Genomic DNA, 22,604 nt, shown 5'->3' with positions numbered 1-22,604 from the left:
GCGTTTGTTACTTTTTCTCTTTTTTCGGTCTTTGCCACGGTTCGCGATGAATCTGTTTGGCGCGCGTGACGGCGAGGGACTCTTCCGGTACCGATTTGGTGATGGTTGACCCGGCACCAACTGTTGCTCCCTTGCCAATCTCTACCGGAGCCACCAAGGCGGTATTGGAGCCGATGAAAGCCGAATCCCCAATCACCGTTTTATGTTTGTTAGCACCATCGTAATTGCAGGTGATGGTGCCGGCACCAACGTTGACCTCTTCACCCAATTCAGCATCACCAATGTAACTCAGGTGGTTGACCTTGCTGTGATAACCAATCGCCGCATTTTTGGTTTCAACAAAGTTGCCAATACGCACACCGGTGGCCAGATAAGTACCCGGGCGCAGACGGGCGTAGGGGCCAACTTCACAATCTTCACCGAGGTCGGACTGTTCTATGTGGGTAAAGGCTTTAATGTGGCAACCATCACCAATTACCGCATTGCGAATCACACAGTGACTCTCAATGATTACCCCATCACCGAGCTGCACGTGGCCTTCAAAGACACAGTTGACATCGATACTGACATCATTGCCAAAATCAACGCGGCCGCGAATGTCGATGCGGGTCGGGTCGGCCAGACGCACCCCTTCGAGCATCATCTGTTGTGCTATCTGCTCCTGGCAGACGCGCTCCAGTTGCGCCTGCTGCAGACGATCATTCACACCTAGAATTTCAAATAGGGCCTGTGGCTCGCAGGCGTTGACCTGTTTGCCCTCAGCCACCGCCATGGCGATGATATCCGTTAAATAGTATTCGCCCTGGGCGTTGTTGTTGTGCAGTTGTGGCAACCATCGTTCCAGATCTTCGTTGCGCACGGCCATGATACCGGTGTTGATTTCGTGAATGGCGAGTTGACTGTCGGTGGCATCTTTTTGTTCCACAATGGCGACGATGCTTTCGTTTTTATCGCGCACAATACGGCCGTAACCATTGGCATCTTCCAACTCGGCGGTAAGCAGTGCCATGCTGTTTTCATCCACCAGATTAATCAGCTGGCGTAGCGTTGGTAGGGTGATGAGAGGTACATCACCATACAGAATCAGGCTGATACCATATTTTTGCAGTGAGCCGAGCGCGGTCATAACCGCATCGCCGGTGCCCAGCTGCACCTCCTGATAGAGGCAATCAACGGGGTAGGGGGCGAGTACCTCCTCCACCTGGGTGGCCTGATGGCCCAATACCACGTGGATATTGGCATTTTCCAACTGCAGTGCAGTTCCAACTACATGTTCAATTAAAGGGACACCGGCCAGTTGTTGCAAAACTTTGGGCAGTTGCGATTTCATGCGCGTGCCTTTTCCGGCCGCCAGGATAATGACATCGATCATAACGATTTAGTGCGAAGTTGTTCTCTTGTGTAGTTGATAGTCGCGCTGGGCAAGGTAGAGCGGCAGCCCCAGGGAGACCCCCACCAGGCAGGTGCCGGCTATGGCCCAAAAGCGTTGGTTAATTTGGTTTTTTTGCCCGTCGACAAGGATAAAAAGGATCAGTGCCAGCGCGCTGATAGCAACATCGGACCAGGCAAACAGACTTAACTTGTTGCTAAAAATTGCCTCTGTAACCGATGCCATTGACAGCTCGGCCGAGCTCAGCCAATCGATAAACGCCAAGTAGGGAAGGGCCGTTCCGATCATTGCCAACAAGCTGTAGAGCCGCCACATAATAGCAACGAAGCCCCCGTTAAGCCGATTTTTCTGCGGTTGGCAGTCCGGCTTCCTTCCAGGCTTTAAAGCCCCCTTCAAAGTGGCAGACGTTATCCATACCCATGCTCTGCAGCGCATCGGTTGCCAAACTTGATCGCCAGGCCGATTGGCAATAGAGCACAAAGGTTTTCGCCTCGCCAAACACTGGCTTGAAGTAGGGGCTCGCCGGGTCGACCCAGAACTCCAACATGCCCCTCGGCGCATGTACGGCATTGGGTATCATCCCTTCGCGTTCCAGCTCGCGCACATCGCGGATATCGACAAACACGGTATCCGCGTTGTTTAACAGCGCTTGGGCTTGTGCCAGTGACAGGGTTTTTATCCGACTGCGAGCTTCACAGAGCAGCTGTTGATAGCCTTTGGTAATTGCCATGCAAGTGATCCAAGTGCGTTTTTTGACGCCAATTTAGCAGGCGTTTCGCGGGTTTTTAGGCCTTTGAAAAGAGCGCCCACCATACCGCCAATTGCCAGTGGAGACCAGCCTGATGACGGTGTGGAAGAGAAATAAAAAAAGGCAGCCGAAGCTGCCTTTTTGCCGAAAAAAACAGGCTTAGTGGCCCATTTTCTTCTTAATGGCCTGGATAGTTCGCAGCTGGGCTGCGGCCTCTGCCAGTTGTGTCGCGGCCAAAGAGTAATCCAGTTCGCTGGACTGATTGGCGAGGGCGGCTTCGGCATCCTTTTGCGCCTGCAGAGCCTTGGCTTCATCGATGTCGTCAGCACGCAGTGCGGTATCGGCCAGTACAATGACCACGGAGGGTTGTACTTCCAGATAACCGCCGGAGAGGTAGAAAATCTCCTCTTCACCGCCTTGCTTGATTACTCGAATGGGGCCTGGCTTTAATGCAGTCAACAAGGGCGCATGGCCGTAGGCAATACCCACGTCACCTTCGGAGGCGGCGGCAATTACCATCTCCACCAATCCAGAGAAGATACCTTCTTCAGCGCTTACTATGTCACAGTGCACGGTCATAGCCATGGTTGTGCCTCTTGAAAATTAAGCGGTGGCCAAATTAGCCACCGCGTTTAGCACTCACCCGAACGGGTTACTTCATGCCGTTGGCTTTCTCGATCGCTTCGTCGATGGTACCGACCATGTAGAACGCCTGCTCTGGCAGAGCATCGAACTCGCCACCCAGAATGCCTTGGAAACCACGGATGGTCTCTTTCAGAGGCACATACTTACCCGGAGAACCGGTAAATACTTCCGCTACGTGGAACGGCTGGGAGAGGAAACGCTCGATTTTACGGGCGCGGGCAACGATCTGCTTATCTTCTTCAGAGAGCTCGTCCATACCCAGAATGGCGATGATGTCTTTCAGCTCTTTATAGCGCTGTAATACAGTCTGTACGCCACGGGCGGTATCGTAGTGCTCGTTACCGATGATCAGCGGATCCAACTGACGGGAAGTGGAGTCCAGTGGATCGACCGCAGGGTAGATACCCTTGGCAGCGATGTCACGGGAAAGTACCACGGTTGAGTCCAAGTGGGCGAAGGTGGTCGCTGGGCTTGGGTCGGTCAAGTCATCCGCCGGTACGTATACCGCCTGTACCGAAGTGATTGAACCGACTTTGGTGGAGGTAATACGCTCTTGCAGTACACCCATCTCTTCCGCCAGCGTTGGCTGGTAACCTACCGCAGAAGGCATACGACCCAGCAGTGCAGATACCTCGGTACCGGCCAGGGTGTAACGGTAGATGTTGTCGACGAACAAGAGTACGTCTTTACCTTCGTCACGGAATTTCTCGGCCATGGTCAGGCCAGTCAGCGCTACCCGCAAACGGTTACCTGGGGGCTCGTTCATCTGCCCGTAAACCATCGCCACCTTGTCGAGTACGTTGGACTCTTTCATCTCGTAGTAGAAGTCGTTACCTTCCCGAGTCCGCTCACCGACACCGGCAAACACAGACAGACCGCTGTGCTCTTTGGCGATGTTGTTGATCAATTCCATCATGTTTACGGTTTTGCCGACACCGGCACCACCGAACAGGCCAACCTTACCACCCTTGGCGAAAGGGCAGACCAGGTCGATTACTTTAATACCGGTTTCCAGCAACTCCGCAGAAGCGGCAAGCTCGTCGTAAGCTGGCGCTTTACGGTGGATCGGCATACGATCTTTTTCACCGATTTCACCGGCTTCGTCGATGGGGTTGCCCAGCACGTCCATAATACGGCCGAGGGTTTCACTACCCACAGGCACGCTCACTGGCGCACCGGTGTTACTAACGGCCAAACCGCGGCTGACGCCTTCGGAGGATCCCATGGCAATAGTCCGTACCACACCGTCACCCAACTGTTGCTGTACTTCCAGGGTCAAACCCTTCTCAGCAACGGTTAAAGCATCGTAAACCTTAGGTACGGAATCACGGGGAAACTCAACGTCGATAACGGCACCGATGATCTGCACAATGCGTCCGCTACTCATTTCCGATTCCTCTTAAATTTAAAAATTAAAAAGCGTTAAAACTGTTGTTTAGCACCCGGTGTACTACACCGCGGCGGCGCCACTCACGATCTCGGACAGCTCTTGGGTAATGGCTGCCTGACGGGCTTTGTTGTAAGCCAGTTGCAATTGATCGATGAGGTCGCCGGCGTTATCAGTGGCGTTTTTCATGGCGATCATACGGGCTGCCTGTTCGCAGGCTCCGTTTTCCACCACCGCTTGATACACCTGTGATTCCACGTAACGGGTTAACAATCCTTCCAGTAACTCTTCTGCATCCGGCTCATAGATGTAGTCCCAGTGGTGCTTTAACGACTCGTTCTCTTCCGCTTCCAATGGCAGCAGTTGATTGACGAAAGGTTTTTGCACCATGGTGTTCACGAATTCGTTACCCACCAGGAACAGACGATCAATTTTGCCTTCGGCATAGGCATCGAGCATGACCTTAACACTACCGATCAGATCAGACAGCGACGGTGCCTCGCCCAGGTCGCGCACGCGCGCCACGACGTTGCCGCCCACACTTTTAAAGAAGGCGGCGGCCTTGGCACCGATCAGGGCGAAATCGACCTGAACGTTTTTATCGGACCACTCTTTACTGGATGCCAGCGCTTTTTTGAAAACATTGATGTTCAAACCACCACAAAGGCCGCGGTCACTGGAAACAATAATGAAGCCAACACGCTTAACTTCGCGCTCCTGCATGTACAGGTGCTTATATTCGGGGTTGGCGTTGGCAATGTGGCCAACCACCGCCCGAATACGCTGAGCGTAGGGCTTACCAGTTTCCATGCGATCCTGCGCACGACGCATTTTACTCGCCGCCACCATTTCCATGGCGGAGGTGATTTTCTGCGTACCTTTAATACTGGTTATCTGCGTTCGTATCTCTTTTCCGACTGCCATAACTGGCCCTCGAATCTATTAAGTGACTCCACATTGCACTTCAAAAACCGGGCTCAATCTTGAACCTGGATTTTACGTTGTCACGGCGGCGGGCCAGAGGGCCCGTACAACCCGAGCACCTCCCTGTGCCCGTGGCGATCAACTGAAATGCAACTATTGGCCTGGATTTACCAGGTTTGAGTAGCTTTAAACTTCTCGATCGCTGCTTTGAAAGTAGCGGCGATTTCGTCGTTGTAGTCACCGGTAGCAACGATTTTGCTCATCAGCTCACCGTGCTCAGCATTCATAAACGACAAAAAGGCGCTCTCAAAAGAGCCGATTTTGGCTACTTCAACGTCTTTCAAAAAGCCTTCGTTGGCCGCAAACAGCAGTACGCCCATCTCTGCGATGGAGAGCGGCTGGAACTGCTTCTGTTTCATCAGTTCGGTGACGCGCTCACCGTGGTCCAGCTGGGACTTGGTGGCTTCATCCAGGTCGGAAGCGAACTGAGAGAAGGCCGCCAACTCGCGGTACTGGGCCAGAGCGGTACGAATACCACCGGACAGCTTTTTAATGATTTTGGTCTGCGCCGCACCACCCACACGCGATACCGAGATACCGGCGTTCATCGCAGGACGAATACCGGCGTTGAACATATCGGTTTCCAGGAAGATCTGACCATCGGTAATGGAGATCACGTTGGTAGGTACGAACGCGGATACGTCACCAGCCTGGGTTTCAATGATTGGCAGAGCCGTCAAAGAACCAGTTTGGCCTTTCACTTCACCGTTGGTCATTTTTTCTACGTAGTCGGCGTTAACACGCGCGGCGCGCTCCAGCAGACGGGAGTGCAGGTAGAAAACATCACCGGGGTAAGCTTCACGGCCGGGCGGACGACGTAACAACAGAGAAATCTGACGGTAAGCCCAAGCTTGCTTGGTCAGATCATCGTATACGATCAGGGCATCTTCACCGCGGTCGCGGAAATATTCACCCATGGTACAACCGGCAAACGGCGCCAGGAATTGCATCGCGGCGGGGTCAGAGGCGGTAGCGGCCACAACAATGGTGTGATCCATGGCACCGTGCTCTTCCAGTTTGCGCACAACGGCGGCAATAGAAGAGGCTTTCTGACCAACGGCAACGTAAATACACTTAATGCCGGAGCCTTTCTGGTTGATGATGGCGTCAACCGCTACGGCGGTTTTACCAATCTGACGGTCACCGATAATCAGCTCACGCTGACCACGGCCGACTGGCACCATGGCATCGATCGCTTTAATACCGAACTGCACTGGCTGATCAACACCCTGACGGGCAATAACGCCCGGGGCGATCTTTTCGATAGCGTCGGTTTTGGCGGTGTTGATGGGACCTTTACCGTCAATGGGGTTACCCAAAGAGTCAACCACACGACCCAGCAATTCAGTACCTACCGGTACTTCCAGGATGCGGCCGGTACACTTACAGGTTTGGCCCTCGGCAACGGTTTGATAGTCGCCCAAAATTACGGCACCGACTGAGTCCTGCTCCAGGTTAAGTGCCAAACCATAGACACCACCTTCAAAATCGATCATCTCACCGTACATGGCATCGGCCAAACCGTGAATACGAATAATACCGTCGGTTACCGATACCACCGTGCCTTCGTTCTGGGCCTCGGCTTTTACTTCTAAAGAGTCGATACGACTCTTGATAATTTCACTGATTTCCGAAGGGTTCAGTTGCTGCATGCTAGTTCCTACCCTATGAATTAGGCGTTCATGGCTTCGGCGAGCTTGGCCAGCCGACCCTTAACGGAGTCGTCGATGACTGTATCGCCAGCGCGGATAACCACGCCGCCCAACAGGCTCTCATCAATCAAGCCTTTTACAGTGACATCGCGACCCAATTTGGTCTTCAATGCTGTTGCCAATTTGTCCAGGGTTGCTTGTGGCAGTTCGAAGGCACTGGTGACGTCGACGTCGACGGACTTCTCCAGCTGTGCCTTAAACTCTTCAAACAGACTGCTAATCGCTGGCAGCAGCCCCAAACGTTTGTTCGCCGCCAAATTGCGGATAAAATTTTTGCCCTTGTCGTTGAGCGCGTCGCCGCACACTTCAACAAAAGTATCGCCTTTCTGTGCTGCGGTTAGCAGAGGAGAAGCCAGCACTTTGGCTACGGTTTCCGATTGGGAAACGGCAGCCGCAACCGACAACTGTTCTGCCCACACCGCCAACGCGTTTGCTCCCTTTGCGTATTCAAAGGCAGCTTTGGCGTAGGGACGGGCAAGTGTCGTTAGTTCTGCCATAGTCTCCTCGCTTACAGTTCAGCGGCCAGTTTCTCTACCAATTCGGTATTGGCAGCGGCATCAATGTTTTTCTGCAGCACTTGCGTAGCACCCGCCAGAGCCAGGGCAGCGACCTTACCGCGCAACTCTTCTTTCGCACGGTTGACCATCTGCTCGACCTCAGCTTCAGCCGCCGCTTTAATACGGCTGCCTTCGGCTGTTGCCTGCTCTTTGGCTTCATCAATAATCTGATTGGCACGCTTGTTAGCAGAGTCAATAATCGCCGCCGCTTGCGTTTTGGCTTCGTGCAGTTGCTGGGTAGCTTTTTTCTGAGCCAACTCTAAATCTTTGTCGGCTCGTTCAGCGGCTTCCAGGCCCGCAGCAATTTTTGCTTCGCGTTCCTGCATAATGCCCAGCAACGCAGGCCAAACGTACTTCCAGCAAAAAGCAATAAATACCAGGAAAGTGATCGATTGGCCGATGAGCGTTAAGTTGATATTCATATCAACACCTCTTGCTTAATGGGTGAATGACGTAAGCAAAAGTGCTCAATTAACCCTGCAGCCCAGGCGCAACAACGAAGATCAGGAACATGCCGATACCCACACCGATCATCGGTACGGCGTCGAGCAGACCCGCCATCAGGAACATTTTACCTTGCAGGGCAGGACCTTGTTCTGGTTGACGCGCTGAACCTTCCAGCAACTTGCCACCCAAAGTACCAAAACCGATAGCGGTACCCAGGGCACCCAAACCGATCAACAGTGCTGCTGCAACGTATACCAAACCTACTGCTTCCATTGTTTTCTCCTACTTTTAAGTTTAAAAAAATAAAAATTGAAATTGTTAAGCCAGCACCAACCGCCCGGTTGGCGTGGTAAAGCTGTTAGTGGCTCTCACCATTGTCGTGCGCCATGGCCATGTACACCGTAGTCAGTACCATGAACACAAATGCCTGCAGGGTGATTACCAGAATGTGGAATACTGCCCAAGCCCACTGCAACACGCCGCCGAACACACCCAGAACCAGACCGGCACTGAACATCAAGGCGATGAGGATAAAGATCATCTCACCCGCGTAGAGGTTACCGAACAGTCGCAGGCCGAGAGAGATTGGCTTGGCGATCAGGGAGACGGTTTCCAGAATCAGGTTGATGGGGATAAGAACAATATTGAAGAACCAGAACTTCTTGGGGGCGAAGAAGGGGTGGCAGGTCAGCTCTTTAATAAAGCCAAACAGACCCTTCTCTTTGATGCTGAAGATGATCATTAGCGCAAATACGGTGAAAGCCATGCCCAAGGTAGCGTTGGGGTCGGTGGTGGGAACCACTTTGAAGAAGAGATGCTCATTACCGGCAATCTTGGCGGCGGCAAAGGGCAACCAATCGACCGGGATGAGGTCCATCAGATTCATGAAGAAAACCCAGACAAAGATGGTCAGAGCCATGGGGCCAATCATGCGATTTTTGTGGTGGAAGATATCTTCAACGGTGTTGTTAACAAAGTTGATGACAAACTCGAACAAGCTCTGCATGCCGCGCGGAGTGCCAACAGTCGCTTTTTTGGCGACCCGGGCAAACAGAAAACAGAACAGGGCGCCCAAAAAGATGGACCAACCCAGAGTGTCCAGATGCACTGCAGTAAAGCCCATGTCAGAGGCTTCCTGGGAGGAGTGGGCCAGAGTCCACTCAGAGTGCTCCAGTGTGTGTACGTGTCCTTCGGCATCCACTCGTTCATAACCGGCCGGCAATTTACCGTAGGTCATGTTTTGCAAGTGGTGCTGGATATACCCCGTCGAGGTTTGCTCTTCGCTAGCCATGTCGATATTGCACCTAAAAAGTTAAAAAATTCTGTTTGCTTGTTCGAGCTATCCACCGGCGCGGCTGTCACCGGTGTGGACTGGCCACACCCTTGCCGGCACGGTGGAGATCTTCACTGGATCACCTTGGCGTTAACCACCCATTGCACGAGTGTCATCAGGCCAAAGGCGCTGAACAGGGCCGCACTGTGTAGGGGTTTGACGAACACAAACACCAGTGCGAATCCCAGCAGGGTGAGGGTAAATTTACCAATCTCACCGCGATATATCTGTTGTAGGGCTGAGCCTGCCTGTGCTGAACCGATAATGCGGAAAGCATAGAAGGCAAAATAGGCGCTGGGGATGACTTGAATAAGTCCACCTAGCAATAGAGAGTAGGAGACAGTCGCGCTATACAGCCATCCAATCAGAGCGATTGGAAGCAGAATCAACAACTGGATGAGGAAAACTTTAAAAACCGGTGGCTTTCGGATGCTGCCCATACGCTTTTCGGCTGTTAGCTCAATGGTGCTGTGTGCTCACCTGATAAAGGCCAAAAGGCAGCGCCTGGTCGCTTGTTCCTGATGATTTTCCTAACTCACACCTTACACGCCCTAAAATTGTGCTTGCACTCTCTCCGGAGCTTAAGCGTCGCGAATTATAGGGTTAAACCCGGCAGGGTTCAACATAGAGCGCGTGCGAGCAAATAAACAATTAGTCCTAAATTGGGCGAAATTTAAACGATTATCGCCGCCATTTAACAACTAATCGAAATATTAACGGTAATTGACATAATTTATTTGAAATAAAACTAACCCAAAAACCCTATATTTATTATGTATTTATTACAGGGCAGCCGTGGTTCAGAGTGAGGCATTAAGGGTTAGTGATCCCCGTTTTTGTACCCTAAATGGGCCAAAATACCATCCAACTCATCCAGGTTGTTGTATTTCAAAATTAATCGCCCGGCCCCTTTGGCGGTGTGGTTGATCAGCACCGGCACACCGATTTTCTCCGCCAACCCCTCCTCCAGGTTTTTCAGATCGGGGCTCACCTGGCTGGCCGCCGGTACCGCCTTGGACTCCTCCTGTTGGCGGCGCACCAGGGCTTCGGTTTGACGCACCGACAGGCCGCGGCTGATCACCTGGTGGGCGATGGCGCGCTGTTGATCACCCGGCAGAGTGAGCAGGGCACGGGCGTGGCCCATTTCGATGTCGCCATTCTCCAACAGCCGTTTCACCTCGTCGTTCAAAGCGATCAGGCGCAGCAGGTTGGTGACGGTGGTGCGCGATTTACCCACCGCCTCGGCCACCTCTTGATGGGTCAGGTCGAACTCATCTTGCAGCCGCTTGAGGGCGAAGGCCTCCTCCATGGGATTGAGATCCTCACGCTGAATATTCTCAATCAGCGCCATGGCGATGGCGGCTTCATCCGGTACGTCGCGTACCACCGCTGGAATCTTGTCGAGCTGGGCTAACTGCGTGGCCCGCCAACGGCGTTCACCGGCGATGATCTCGTAGCGACCGCCGCCAATGGGGCGCACCACGATGGGTTGCATCACCCCCTGGGCTTTAATGCTGTCGGCCAGCTCCTGCAGTGCCTCTGGGTTCATGTCCCGGCGCGGCTGGTACTTGCCGCGCTGGATAAACTCCACCGGCAGTTCGGTCAGTTGGCCATCGAGGCCCGGATTGGGGGAGGTGACGGCGTTAATGGCGTCTGCTACCGAAGCGGAGGCGTTACCAGCGTTGGCAACTCCACCGAGAAGGGCATCCAAGCCCCGGCCTAAGCCTTTGCGTTTATTAGCCATGTTCAATCAATTTTGTACGGGTAACTGGGGAGCCGGGGCTTACACCACCTCGGCGCTGGATTGGGTGGTGCGGCTGTGACGCCGCAGCATTTCACCGGCCAAGGCCAGGTAGGCGATGGCGCCCTTGGACTGCTTGTCGTAGCTGATCACCGGCATGCCGTGGCTGGGCGCCTCGGCCAAGCGCACATTGCGTGGAATACAGGTGCGGTAGAGGCGTTCGCCAAAGTGGCCGGAGAGCTGGGCAGAGACATCGTTGGTCAGGCTGTTGCGCGGGTCGTACATGGTGCGCAGCAACCCCTCAATGTAGATATTGGGGTTGGTGTAGTTCTTAATCTGGTCGATGGTGTTGATCAGCGCCGACAGCCCCTCCAGAGCGTAGTACTCACACTGCATGGGAATAATCACACCATCGCAGGCGGTGAGGGCGTTGACGGTGAGCATGTTGAGGGAGGGGGGGCAGTCGATCAGGATGTAGTCGTAGCGGTCGCGCACCTTGGCCAGGGAGGCACGCAGGCGCTGCTCGCGGCCAACCATCTCCAGCATCTGCACCTCGGCGGCGGTAAGGTCGCCGTTGGCGGGCAGCACATCGAAACCCCACTCACTGCGTACAATCGCGCTTTCGATCTCGGCCTGGCCCACCAGCACATCGTAGATGGTAATCTCGAGGGCGTTTTTGTCGACGCCGCAACCCATAGTGGCGTTGCCCTGTGGGTCCAGGTCGACCATCAGCACACGTTTTTTGGTCGCCTCGAGCGAGGCTGCCAGGTTGACGCAGGTAGTGGTTTTACCGACGCCACCCTTCTGATTGGTGATGGCAAAGACATGGTTCAAGGGGTTCACCTATTGGGCTTATGGGTTGCGCTTCTCGTTATTGGTCATTGCGCCAGGGCGTTAAGTTTACGCATACACGGGCAGATGCCAATTGCTTTATCGGAAATAATTGCGTTAGCCGGCATTCTTCGGAACCAATTGCAGCAGATGGCGCTGGCCCGCTTCGCCGGGCACAGAGAGAGGCCAAGTTTGTGCCAACTCGATATCAGCCGGCAGCTCGGCCAGCTCCTGCTCTGGAAATTGGCCCTTCATCGCCCACAGTGCTCCGGAGTCGTTCAGCAGGTGCCGGCAGCCGGCGACCATATCGGCCAGGCTGGCAAAGGCGCGGCTGATCACACCATCAAAAGCTGGCTCGGGGAGTAATGTTTCCACCCGCTGGTTGAGTACGGTTACATTCTCCAAACCCAGGCGGCTCTTCACCTCAATCAGGAAGCGGGTCTTTTTGCCGTTGCTGTCGAGCAGCGTCCAGTGCCAGTGGGGCAGGCAGATGGCGAGTGGGATACCCGGCAGGCCACCGCCGGTACCGACGTCGATAAACCGTTTGGAATCGGAACTTTCCAGGTAAGTAAGCACCGACAAACTATCCAGCAGGTGGCGGCCGACCATCTCCTCAATGGCGCGCACCGCCGACAGGTTATAGGCCCGGTTCCACTTGACAAACAGCTGCAGGTATTCAAGCAGCAGCCCTTGCTGCTCGGCCGTCAGTGCCAGTTCCAGCGCTTGGCAGCCGCGCTCCAGGGCCGAGGCTAATGCCGCTTGCGTCACTCAATCAGTCCTATGCCGTAACCACTTTTTGCAGGGCGCCCTGCTTCTTCAAATAGACCAAAATCAGCGACACCGCCGCCGGGGTAATCCCCGGCAGACGTGAGGCCCGGGCCAGGGTCTCCGGCCGCGCCTCTTTAAGCTTCTGCTTCACCTCGTTGGAGAGCCCCTGCACGATGTCGTAATCGAAGCTCTCCGGAATGCGGGTGTTTTCGTGAGCGCGCAGGCGGTCGATATCCTGCTGTTGGCGCTCGATGTAGCCCGAGTACTTGGCGGCAATTTCCACCTGTTCCGCCACCGCTTCGTCGTCTACGCCGACCCCTTTGATATTGGCCAGATCGGCGTAGCCTAGCTCCGGCCGCTTGAGCAGATCGGCCAGGCTGTACTCCCGCTGCAGGGGTGGAATCTTGTCGGCCAGAGCGGCCGCCTCCGGGCTGCCCACCTGAATCCAGGTGCTCGCCAGGCGCTGCTGTTCTTGCACCACCAACTCCCGTTTTTGCTCAAACAGCTGCCAGCGTTGGTCATCGACCAGGCCGAGCCTACGGCCGGTTTCGGTGAGGCGGTCGTCGGCGTTGTCTTCGCGCAGCAGCAGGCGGTATTCGGCGCGGCTGGTAAACATGCGGTAGGGCTCTTTAGTGCCGAGGCTGATCAGATCGTCGACCAGCACGCCAATGTAGGCCTCGTCCCGGCGCGGGCACCAGGGCGCCTTGCCCTGCACCTTGAGGCCGGCGTTGGTGCCGGCCAACAGCCCCTGGGCGGCGGCCTCTTCGTAGCCAGTGGTGCCGTTGATCTGGCCGGCGAAGAAGAGCCCCTGGATATAGCGGTTCTCCAGGCTGTAGTTGAGCTCGCGCGGATCAAAGAAGTCGTACTCGATGGCGTAACCGGGGCGGGTGATGTGGGCGTTTTCAAAGCCCTTGATAGAGCGTACCGCCCGCTCCTGGATATCGTAGGGCAGGCTGGTGGAGATACCGTTAGGGTAGAGTTCGTGGGTGGTGAGCCCCTCGGGTTCGATAAAGATCTGGTGTGAATCTTTATCGGCAAAGCGGTTGATCTTGTCTTCGATGGAGGGGCAGTAGCGCGGCCCCACCCCTTCGATGATGCCGGTAAACATGGGCGAGCGGTCAAACCCTTCGCGAATGATGGCGTGAGTTTGCTCGTTGGTGTGGGTGATCCAGCAACAGACCTGCTGCGGGTGCTGGCTCACCGAGCCGAGGAAGGACATCACCGGTGTCGGTGCGTCGCCCCACTGCTCCTCCAGACCATCAAAGTTAACGCTGCGCGCGTCGATGCGGGGCGGCGTACCGGTTTTCAGCCGGTCAACCGTTAACGGCAGTTCGCGCAGGCGATTGGCCAGGCCGATGGAGGGTGGGTCACCAGCGCGGCCGCCACTGTAATTTTGCAAGCCAATGTGGATGCGGCCACCGAGGAAGGTGCCGGTGGTCAAGACGACACTGTCGGCACTGAAGCGGAGTCCCATCTGGGTAACAACCCCCACCACCCGCTCGCCTTCGACGATCAGATCTTCTGCCGCCTGCTGGAAAATATGGAGGTTGGGCTGATTCTCCAGAATATCGCGAATCGCCGCCTTGTAGAGGATGCGGTCGGCCTGGGCGCGGGTGGCGCGCACGGCGGGGCCTTTGCGGGCATTGAGTACGCGAAATTGGATGCCGGCTAGATCGGTGGCGCGGGCCATGGCACCGCCCAGCGCGTCGATCTCTTTCACCAGATGGCTTTTACCAATGCCACCAATAGCCGGGTTACACGACATCTGGCCGAGGGTTTCGATGTTGTGGGTTAAAAGCAGGGTTTTACACCCCATACGGGCAGCCGCCAAACAAGCCTCTGTGCCTGCGTGGCCACCGCCAATAACGATCACCTGATAGTGATTACTGGCATTCATCAACAATATCCTCACCCGCTGATAGGGGCAGACATTAACTAGGGAAGGGCGGGGATTATACGGTGTGTTTACGTTTGGTCAATTATTAACCCAAGTAAAAACTTGTCTGGTTGGCCAATGCCGAAGTGGGCGTGGCAGCGGCGCAATACTCAACATGGCAGCAAGTGATCGGTTTTGTTAACAATCCACAATACGCTTACAAAATTAAAAAGATAAAGAAATAGGTATATAGAGAGTTTATTAGATGATTGTTGTGGTTATTGGGGCCTGCTAAATCTGTGGATTTTCTTTAAAAAATTATATATTTCAGTCACTTATATCACTTATAAGGGTGTGGCTAGCGGTTCAGTAACCACTGCTCTGGCCGTGGGGTAGGTGTGGCTAAACGTTCACAGGCCGGGCACTTGTGGATTAAAGACGCGGGTTATCCGAACCTTACTCCACTTTTATACCGGACTTGTGCCACTGCTTGGCAGTGTTGTTTAGCCACTGTTCACCTACCCGTAAGAACAGGTATATAAACCTGTGAATTATTGTTGATAACTATTTTGCAAGGTTAAAGCCCGGGCGTTAGCTGTTTATAAGCTGAGGTCGGTTTGGGGGAAGGCGCAAAATAACGTGGAGGCCCTTTGTCATCGTCAGCCGTCTAAAAAATAGCGCTGCGCAAACCAGTAAGGGTGAAGTGACTAATAAAGAGGGTAGATCCACTGGTTGTCTATCGGCGTTTTTTTGCCGGTAATACTAAACCAGTGGAGCTATATATAGAGGGGACAGGGCATCAATAGCGAGTAGGGCATAAATCGAGAGCAGGGTGCTGGTTAGCTGTGCTTTTGGCTACCGAGTAAGCCGTTACTTGCCGATACAAAAGCTGGAAAAGATTCTGCCCAGAAGATCATCGCTGGTGAATTTGCCGGTAATCTCGTTCAGGCAGTCGGCCGCCTGGCGCAAATCCTCAGCCAGCAGCTCGCCGGCCTGGTGTAGTTGCAACTGAATTTGGCCGTTGGTCATCAGTTGCAGCGCCCGATTGATAGCATCCAGGTGGCGGGCGCGGGCGGTAAACTGCCCCTCACCGGCACTCTGTAAGCCGGCGCACTGTTTGATGTGGTTGCGCAACGCCTCCAGGTTGTGGCCGGTTTTGGCGGAGACGATAAAGGTGGCCGGTGGCAATTGGTTAGTGGTTAATGACTTCTCCCCGGTTAGCAAGGGGGCGATATCGGTCTTGTTAAGCAGGTAGGTCACCTTGGTGTTGGCCACCGACGCCAACCCCAGAGTCTCACGCTCGCGTTGCAGCTGCTCAGGTAGTGGCGCCGCAGTGAGGGTGGTGGCGTCGATCACCACTAAAATTTGTTGTGCCTTGGCGATTTCGGCACGCGCCCGTTCAACCCCCATCTTCTCCACCTGATCGCTGGTGTCACGGATACCGGCGGTGTCGCTGATGTGAATGGGCAGGCCATCAATCAATATCTGCTCGCGCAGAATATCGCGGGTGGTACCGGCAATATCGGTGACGATGGCCGCCTCCCGCTGTGCCAGCGCATTGAGCAGGCTCGATTTGCCGGCATTGGGTTGCCCGGCAATCACCAACTGCAAGCCGTCGCGCAACAGCGCTCCCTGGCGGGCTTGGCTGAGCAGCAGTTGGGTATCGGCAATGATGGTCGCCAGGTCGCTGGTGACCTTGCCGTCTGAGAGAAAATCGATCTCCTCTTCGGGGAAGTCGATTGCCGCTTCAACGTAGATGCGCAGCTGAATCAGCGCCTCCACTATGGCTTCCACCCGGCTTTTGAATTGCCCCTGGAGAGTATTAAGCGCATTGATGGCGGCGCTTTCCGAGGCGGCGTCGATCAGATCGGCAATGGCCTCGGCCTGGGTGAGATCCATCTTATCGTTGAGGAAGGCGCGTTCGCTGAATTCGCCTGGGCGGGCGTGGCGGGCACCCGCCTGAATCACGGCCTGCAGCAGTCGGTTCATCACCACTGGGCCACCGTGGCCCTGCAGTTCGAGCACATCCTCGCCGGTAAAAGAGTTGGGTTTGGCAAAGTAGAGGGCGATGCCCTGGTCGAGCAGTTCGCCGTTTAAGGCTTTGAAGTCGCCAAAATGGGCGTAGCGGGGTTTGGGCAGAAAGCCGAGCAGCTGTTGGGCGATGGCTTGTGCGAGTTGGCCAGAGACGCGGACGATACCAACACCACCGCGCCCGGGGGCGGTGGCGATGGCGGCGATAGTGTCGTTATCAATGGCCAGGTTCTGAGACAGTGCCGTTACCTCTTAAGCCTTGCTGCCCTTCTCAATGCGGCGGCTGATCACATACTGCTGCAAAATAGAGAGAGTGTTATTCACCACCCAGTAGACTACCAGGCCGGCCGGGAAGAAGAGGAACATAAAGGTGAACACCAGTGGCAGGAACTGCATCACCTTGGCCTGCATGGGATCCGGTGGTGCCGGTTGCAGACGCTGCTGGATAAACATGGTGATGCCCATGATTACCGGCAGAATAAAGTAGGGGTCGCGCATAGAGAGGTCGGTAATGTAACCGAGGAAGGGGGCGTGACGCAGCTCTACACTCTCCATCAACATCCAGTAGAGCGAAAAGAAGACCGGCATCTGGATAAGAATCGGCAGACAGCCCGACATTGGGTTGACCCCTTCCTTCTTATAGACCTTCATCAACTCAACCGACATCTTTTGGCGATCGTCACCCAGGCGCTCTTTGAGGTCCGCCATCAGTGGCTGCAGTTTGCGCATCTTGGCCATGGAGCGGTAGCTGATGGCGCTCGGGTAGAAGAAGACCAGCTTGATGGTCATGGTCAGCAGAACGATAGACCAGCCCCAGTTGCCAATAAAACCGTGAATAAAGTTAAGGAAGTGGAACAGCGGTTTGGCGATCCACCAGAGGATGCCGTAGTCAACGGTGAGATCCAGATAGGGTGCCAGGGACTCCAGACGGTCGACGTTTTTCGGGCCAACATAGAAGATCGCCTTGACCCCTTTCTTCTCACCGGCCGGTACTGCGAAGCTGGCGGTGGTGAAGGTAAAGAAGTTGTAGGCCCCGCGCTTTTGCAGTTTGAAGCTGTTGTTGCTCTCTTGTGGCGGGATCCATGCGGTGACGAAGTAGTGCTGAATCATGGCCACCCAGCCGCCCTGAATACTGGTCTCCTGGAGGCCATCTTCCGCCAGGTCTTTCAGTGCAAACTTTTTGTAGTGGTCTTCCGGGGTGGTAAAGGCGCCGCCCAGGAAAGGCTTGGGTCCCATGCCACCGCTGGTTTTAACCGGTGAGTGGTCATCGCGTTTGATCTGGCCAAACATGGCGCCCGACCACTCCGCCTGGGACTGGTTATTGATGATGTACTCAACGGCAATGGCGTTGTCGTCGCGGGTAAAGGTGAAGCGTTTGGTGATGGTTACCTCACCCTGCTGATAGTTGAGGTCGACAAACAGCGAGTCGCTGTTGTCGGCTAGCCGATAGTCACTCGCTTCAGCAGTGTAGACCGGCCGCTCGCCAGTGGCATCCGGGCCATCGCGGCCAATCAAGCCACTTTGGGAGAGGTAGACATTGCCCTCTTTATTAGAGAGTAGCGGGAAGGGCTGTTTCTCTTCCAGGTCGTCAAAGTGGTTGAGCAGGTCCGCCCGGACGATATCGCCCCCCTTGAGGTCGATGGTGAGATCGAGAATATCGGTCGCTACGTGAATCTGGCCGCCGGAGACGGTCTCTTCTGGAACCTCCTGGTTCTCCTCGCCGGCCACGGTCGGTACAAAGTCTTCGTGGCTCTCTTCGGAATCGCTGGTCAGCGTTGTGTTGCTGCTTTCGACCACCGCGACCGGTGCTTGCACTGTGGTGCGTTCAGTGAATTCCGTCCATTTATTCAGTAACAGAACAGAGACGACTGCGATGGCCGCCAGGATACTAATTCGTTGCCAGTCCATTATTGTCTTAGCCGTGATGGTGAGTTGATATCTTTGTTTTTTCCGGCACCGGATCGAAGCCACCCTCGTGGAAAGGGTTGCATTTGAGAATTCGAACCAGTGTAAACCAGCTGCCTTTCAGGCTGCCGTGGGACTCCAGTGCTTCGAGGCAGTAGTTGGAACAAGTCGGGTGAAAACGACATTGGTTGCCAATCCATGGGCTCAGTAGATATTGGTAGAGTCTGACCAGCGCCATCAGAAGATGTTTCATTTGGAGACAGGAGCCTGGTTAGGGTTGTTCTTGTCCTGGTGTTTCTGCAGCCGCTGCCACTGTTTTGTAACAATCTTATAGATGGCGGCGTTGTCGAACTGATCCAGGTTCTTACGGGCCAGCACTATAACATCAATGCCGCCAAGATAATCCTGTTGGTGACGAAAGCTTTCGCGGATAAGACGTTTTATACGATTGCGCTGGTTAGCGAAGCGGACGTTCTTTTTGGCAACCACGATACCGAGCCTGGGGTGACTCAGCTGGTTTTGGCGTGCAAGAACAAGGAGATTGGGGTGAGAGGCGCGTGAGCTCGGCTCAGCGAAGACAGACTGAAAATCGCAGGCGTTGAGTAAACGGAGTTGTTTGCTAAAACCCGGCATACCACACCTGCAATTTGCAGATCGACGGGTATTAAGCTACCAGCTGCTTACGGCCTTTGGCACGACGGCGAGCCAGAACTTGACGACCGCCCTTAGTGGCCATACGAGCACGGAAACCGTGAGTACGTTTACGCTTCAGTACACTTGGTTGGAAAGTGCGCTTCATTGTATTCACCTTCGTTAAAAATCTGATTTTCGAATGCTGCTCATTGGTAATGAACAGCAAGAAGAACTTTGGCTCAGGCACACAACATGGCGATGCCTTTACAAGGAGGCGGGATTCTAAAGAACCCACGGCATAAAGGCAATGGGCTATACGCAAGAATTAGCAAAAATTAGCCAATTAGCAGTTCCACAGAGTTTTTTGACATTTTTCTTTCAGGTTATACACAGATTTATCCACAAAAACCCCAGTTGGCCAAGTAGTCAATTAAAATTGCTCGGAAATTTTTTTTTGCGTTATTAAGTTATTGAAAAATAAATAAAATAACTTATTAACAAGAGTTCAAACTGGGTTATTTTTGTGTGGATAACTATAAGTTTACCGGTTAAAATCGCTCTCCTTTAAAGATGCACTAAGTGAAGACAGGCAGTCCGAGCTGAATCAGCGCTATAACGATTACAAAACAACAAGGGGGCTCCGTTGCCACACTCTGTTTGGGAAAAATGCATTGTGACTTTGCAAAACGAGTTGCCTAGTCAGCATTTCAAAACATGGATTAGTCCGCTTGAGGTGGATGCCAACAATCGCAACCGTTCTGAGTTGCGTCTGGTGGCTCCTAACCGCTTTGTTTTGGATTGGGTTAACAGCAAGTATTTCCACCGTATCGAAAGCCTGGTTAACGAATTTAATTCCGGCGAGATTCAATCGATCGGCATCAGTGTGAAAGGGCGGCCGGTGGCTGCTGTACCCGCCAGGCCAGTTACGCCTGTGGTGAATGGAGTGCAACCTACTCAGCCATCAGTACCACCGCGACCGGCACCGAAAACCGCCACCGATCATGTGCCTGTCTCTGCCGCTGATCTACTCCTGGGTGGACGGGCGACAAACCCTTTCACCAATGAATTGCACAATGTCGAGCGCCTCAATACAGAATCGTCTGAGCACTTTGCCAAGGTGGGTAATGATGATTGGGCCGATTTCGATTGGTCGGAAGTGCAGGGTGCTGATGTCGATCTCTATCAGGAGGAGTGCGCGCCGATCACCAGCTCGCCTGAAGTGACACCGCCCACCATTCAACCAGCGCCGGTCAGTGAACCGGTGATACTACCGGAGGGTGCCAGCGCCCGTCGTGGCAATCGGGTGCAGGTAGAAGGCGCCATCAAGCATGCCGGTACACTCAACAGCAACTTTACCTTTAAGTCCTTTGTTGAGGGCAAGTCCAACCAATTGGGTTTGGCGGCAGCACAGCAGGTGGCGGAAAACCCCGGTGGTGCATACAACCCTCTATTTATATACGGTGGTGTTGGCTTGGGTAAAACCCACTTGATGCACGCGGTGGGCAACGCCATGTTGCAAAAGAACCCCAATGCCAAGGTGGTTTACCTACACTCTGAGCGCTTTGTCGCCGATATGGTGAAAGCGCTGCAGCTCAATGCCATCAACGATTTCAAACGCTACTACCGCTCCGTCGACGCCTTGTTGATTGATGACATCCAGTTTTTTGCCGGTAAGGAGCGCTCCCAGGAGGAGTTCTTCCACACCTTTAATGCGCTCCTGGAAGGGGGGCAGCAGATTATCCTCACCTGCGACCGCTACCCGAAAGAGATCAAAGGGGTAGAGGAGCGCTTGAAGTCACGCTTCGGTTGGGGACTGACTGTAGCCGTGGAGCCACCAGAACTGGAGACTCGGGTCGCCATCCTTAAGAAGAAAGCGGTACAGGTAAATATGGATCTGCCCAATGACGCCGCCTTCTTTATTGCCCAGCGCATCCGCTCCAATGTGCGCGAGCTGGAAGGGGCACTGAAACGGGTTATTGCTCACTCCCACTTTACCCGCCGCCCGGTCGACGTGCCTCTGGTAACCGAGGCCTTAAAAGACCTGCTCGCCCTGCAATCAAAGCAGGTGAGTATCGACAATATCCAGCGGGTTGTGGCCGAGTATTTCAAGATCAAAGTCAGCGATCTGCACTCCAAACGCCGCTCCCGCTCTGTAGCCCGTCCACGCCAAGTGGCTATGGCTTTGGCCAAAGAGCTCACCAACCACAGTCTGCCCGAGATTGGCGACGCTTTTGGCGGTCGCGATCACACCACCGTGTTACACGCCTGCCGTAAGATTAAGGAGTTAAAGGAGCTGGATGGCGACATGCAAACCGATGTTAAAAACCTGATGCGGTTACTCACCACCTGAGTTAACTTCCACCCCCCGTAAGCTGTCAATTTTTCCTCGTGGCAAACGGGTTCAGCCCCTGCAATAGGGTCTGACATGGGTGGTAGATTACTGTAGAATTTCAGACTATTTTTAGCGCTAAAATCGTGTTTTCGTCGAGATCACTTCATGAAATTTAACTTAATAAGAGAACAGCTGCTGAAACCTCTGCAGCTGGTGGTTGGTGTTATCGAAAAGCGTCAAACCATGCCTATTCTGGCCAATGTCTATCTTGAGCTTAAAAACAATCAGTTGTCTTTGACCGGTACCGATCTCGAAATCGAAATGGTGGTGCGCATACCACTTGACGGCGATTTTGAAGAGGGCGAAATCACCGTTCCCGCTAAAAAATTGGCCGATATCTGTCGCTCCCTGCCTGAGGAGAGCGATATCAAATTTGAGCTCTCTGATAATCGCTTACTGGTTAAATCCGGTCGCTCACGCTTTCAGCTCTCCACCTTGCCAGCCAGTGATTATCCGGTTACCGAGCAGGGTGAACACGACACTCTGTTCACAGTAACTAAAGCCGGTGTTAAACGGCTGATTGATCGCACCGGCTTCGCCATGGCACAGCAGGATGTGCGCTACTATCTCAACGGCATGCTGTGGGAGGTGACACCTACCCGTTTCCGCGCGGTCTCAACTGATGGCCACCGTTTGGCTCTGTGTGATCTCACCTCCGTAGAGATTCCGGTAGAAGATCGCAAACTGGCTATCGTACCGCGCAAAGGGATTATGGAGTTGTCTCGTTTGTTGGATGACAACGAAGAGCCGGTGGAGATCGCCCTTGGCCCCACCCACATTCAGTTGCGCACTGATGTTTTCACCTTTACCTCCAAGCTGATCGACGGCAAATTCCCCGAGTATGAGCGGGTCTTGCCTCAGGGCGGGGACAAGGTGCTTTTCGGTGCGAAGGCTGATCTTAAGCAGGCGTTCGCTCGTGCATCAATCCTCTCTAATGAGAAGTATCGCGGCGTTCGCCTAATCCTAAGTGACGGCTTGCTGACTATTGTGGCCAATAACCCGGAGCAGGAGGAGGCTACGGAAGAGGTGCTGGTGGACTACAACGGTGGTGATATGGAGATTGGTTTTAACGTTAGCTATCTGCAAGATGTTACTAATGTGATCGATAGCGATTCTATAAAGATCACTCTCTCCAACCCTAATGCCAGTGCGCTTATCGAAGAACCCAACGGGGGAGACTCTCTCTACGTTGTTATGCCGATGCGTATGTAGGTGGGGCTCAGC

General features: G+C 54.1%; 23 protein-coding genes. 2 read left to right on the top strand and 21 right to left on the bottom strand.

The genetic code is table 11. The features are described from left to right. Positions 1-7: 7 nt before the first annotated feature. From glmU to rpmH, 21 genes are all read right to left on the bottom strand, one after another. Positions 8-1,372 carry a bifunctional UDP-N-acetylglucosamine diphosphorylase/glucosamine-1-phosphate N-acetyltransferase GlmU gene (gene glmU, locus SBL51_RS19785; RefSeq protein WP_317932871.1) on the bottom strand — a complete coding sequence of 455 codons (1,365 nt, stop codon included), beginning with the start codon at positions 1,370-1,372 and terminating at the stop codon, positions 8-10. Positions 1,373-1,378: 6 nt separating this feature from the next. Continuing rightward, entirely contained in the window at positions 1,379-1,705 is a 327-nt protein-coding gene (locus SBL51_RS19780; RefSeq protein ID WP_317932870.1) for a DUF2834 domain-containing protein, read from the bottom strand. Between the two features lie 19 nt (positions 1,706-1,724). Continuing rightward, a complete protein-coding gene (locus tag SBL51_RS19775) occupies positions 1,725-2,120 on the bottom strand; it encodes a rhodanese-like domain-containing protein (protein ID WP_317932869.1) in 396 nt (131 codons plus the stop codon). A 177-nt stretch (positions 2,121-2,297) separates the two neighbouring features. After that, positions 2,298-2,723: a F0F1 ATP synthase subunit epsilon gene (locus SBL51_RS19770; RefSeq protein ID WP_317932868.1), complete on the bottom strand. Its 426-nt coding sequence runs from the start codon at positions 2,721-2,723 to the stop codon at positions 2,298-2,300. Between the two features lie 67 nt (positions 2,724-2,790). Then, positions 2,791-4,170, bottom strand: a complete 1,380-nt coding sequence (gene atpD / locus SBL51_RS19765; RefSeq protein ID WP_317932867.1) for a F0F1 ATP synthase subunit beta — start codon at positions 4,168-4,170, stop codon at positions 2,791-2,793. Between the two features lie 63 nt (positions 4,171-4,233). Beyond that, positions 4,234-5,094, bottom strand: coding sequence for a F0F1 ATP synthase subunit gamma (gene atpG / locus SBL51_RS19760; RefSeq protein ID WP_317932866.1), 861 nt, complete (start codon positions 5,092-5,094; stop codon positions 4,234-4,236). A gap of 167 nt (positions 5,095-5,261) precedes the next feature. Further along, entirely contained in the window at positions 5,262-6,806 is a 1,545-nt protein-coding gene (gene atpA / locus SBL51_RS19755; RefSeq protein ID WP_317932865.1) for a F0F1 ATP synthase subunit alpha, read from the bottom strand. Between the two features lie 20 nt (positions 6,807-6,826). Further along, complete coding sequence (locus tag SBL51_RS19750) at positions 6,827-7,363, bottom strand: F0F1 ATP synthase subunit delta (RefSeq protein ID WP_317932864.1); 537 nt, start codon at positions 7,361-7,363, stop codon at positions 6,827-6,829. Positions 7,364-7,374: 11 nt separating this feature from the next. Then, positions 7,375-7,845, bottom strand: coding sequence for a F0F1 ATP synthase subunit B (locus SBL51_RS19745; protein WP_317932863.1), 471 nt, complete (start codon positions 7,843-7,845; stop codon positions 7,375-7,377). A 49-nt stretch (positions 7,846-7,894) separates the two neighbouring features. After that, positions 7,895-8,143, bottom strand: coding sequence for a F0F1 ATP synthase subunit C (atpE, locus tag SBL51_RS19740; protein WP_317932862.1), 249 nt, complete (start codon positions 8,141-8,143; stop codon positions 7,895-7,897). A gap of 85 nt (positions 8,144-8,228) precedes the next feature. Further along, positions 8,229-9,161, bottom strand: coding sequence for a F0F1 ATP synthase subunit A (gene atpB, locus SBL51_RS19735; protein WP_317932861.1), 933 nt, complete (start codon positions 9,159-9,161; stop codon positions 8,229-8,231). 113 nt (positions 9,162-9,274) lie between these two features. After that, positions 9,275-9,643 (bottom strand): ATP synthase subunit I, encoded by a 369-nt coding sequence (locus SBL51_RS19730; RefSeq protein WP_317932860.1) that lies wholly within the window; start codon positions 9,641-9,643, stop codon positions 9,275-9,277. Positions 9,644-10,023: 380 nt separating this feature from the next. Then, complete coding sequence (locus SBL51_RS19725) at positions 10,024-10,947, bottom strand: ParB/RepB/Spo0J family partition protein (protein WP_317932859.1); 924 nt, start codon at positions 10,945-10,947, stop codon at positions 10,024-10,026. Between the two features lie 39 nt (positions 10,948-10,986). Beyond that, positions 10,987-11,778 (bottom strand): ParA family protein, encoded by a 792-nt coding sequence (locus SBL51_RS19720; RefSeq protein ID WP_317932858.1) that lies wholly within the window; start codon positions 11,776-11,778, stop codon positions 10,987-10,989. A gap of 114 nt (positions 11,779-11,892) precedes the next feature. After that, positions 11,893-12,543: a 16S rRNA (guanine(527)-N(7))-methyltransferase RsmG gene (rsmG, locus tag SBL51_RS19715; protein ID WP_317932857.1), complete on the bottom strand. Its 651-nt coding sequence runs from the start codon at positions 12,541-12,543 to the stop codon at positions 11,893-11,895. Positions 12,544-12,553: 10 nt separating this feature from the next. After that, positions 12,554-14,440 carry a tRNA uridine-5-carboxymethylaminomethyl(34) synthesis enzyme MnmG gene (gene mnmG / locus SBL51_RS19710; protein ID WP_317932856.1) on the bottom strand — a complete coding sequence of 629 codons (1,887 nt, stop codon included), beginning with the start codon at positions 14,438-14,440 and terminating at the stop codon, positions 12,554-12,556. Positions 14,441-15,289: 849 nt separating this feature from the next. Beyond that, positions 15,290-16,678 (bottom strand): tRNA uridine-5-carboxymethylaminomethyl(34) synthesis GTPase MnmE, encoded by a 1,389-nt coding sequence (mnmE, locus tag SBL51_RS19705; protein ID WP_317932979.1) that lies wholly within the window; start codon positions 16,676-16,678, stop codon positions 15,290-15,292. 24 nt (positions 16,679-16,702) lie between these two features. Beyond that, positions 16,703-18,358, bottom strand: a complete 1,656-nt coding sequence (gene yidC / locus SBL51_RS19700; protein WP_317932855.1) for a membrane protein insertase YidC — start codon at positions 18,356-18,358, stop codon at positions 16,703-16,705. 7 nt (positions 18,359-18,365) lie between these two features. Beyond that, entirely contained in the window at positions 18,366-18,608 is a 243-nt protein-coding gene (gene yidD / locus SBL51_RS19695) for a membrane protein insertion efficiency factor YidD (RefSeq protein WP_317932854.1), read from the bottom strand. Further along, positions 18,605-18,988: a ribonuclease P protein component gene (rnpA, locus tag SBL51_RS19690; RefSeq protein WP_317932853.1), complete on the bottom strand. Its 384-nt coding sequence runs from the start codon at positions 18,986-18,988 to the stop codon at positions 18,605-18,607. Before rnpA ends, yidD begins: the two co-directional genes overlap by 4 nt. Before the next feature lie 31 nt (positions 18,989-19,019). Further along, the gene (rpmH, locus tag SBL51_RS19685) at positions 19,020-19,154 is read right to left on the bottom strand and encodes a 50S ribosomal protein L34 (protein ID WP_317932852.1); all 135 of its coding nucleotides are present in this window, start codon (positions 19,152-19,154) and stop codon (positions 19,020-19,022) included. Positions 19,155-19,631: 477 nt separating this feature from the next. Here rpmH and dnaA point away from each other — a divergent pair, with 477 nt between their 5' ends. After that, positions 19,632-21,338 carry a chromosomal replication initiator protein DnaA gene (gene dnaA / locus SBL51_RS19680; protein WP_317932851.1) on the top strand — a complete coding sequence of 569 codons (1,707 nt, stop codon included), beginning with the start codon at positions 19,632-19,634 and terminating at the stop codon, positions 21,336-21,338. A gap of 147 nt (positions 21,339-21,485) precedes the next feature. Further along, the gene (gene dnaN / locus SBL51_RS19675; protein WP_317932850.1) at positions 21,486-22,592 is read left to right on the top strand and encodes a DNA polymerase III subunit beta; all 1,107 of its coding nucleotides are present in this window, start codon (positions 21,486-21,488) and stop codon (positions 22,590-22,592) included. Positions 22,593-22,604: the final 12 nt, after the last annotated feature.

This window comes from Halioxenophilus sp. WMMB6, assembly GCF_033283405.1.
In the GTDB taxonomy this organism is placed as follows: Bacteria; Pseudomonadota; Gammaproteobacteria; order Pseudomonadales; family Cellvibrionaceae; genus Halioxenophilus.
This window is presented reverse-complemented; position numbering and strand designations above follow the sequence as displayed.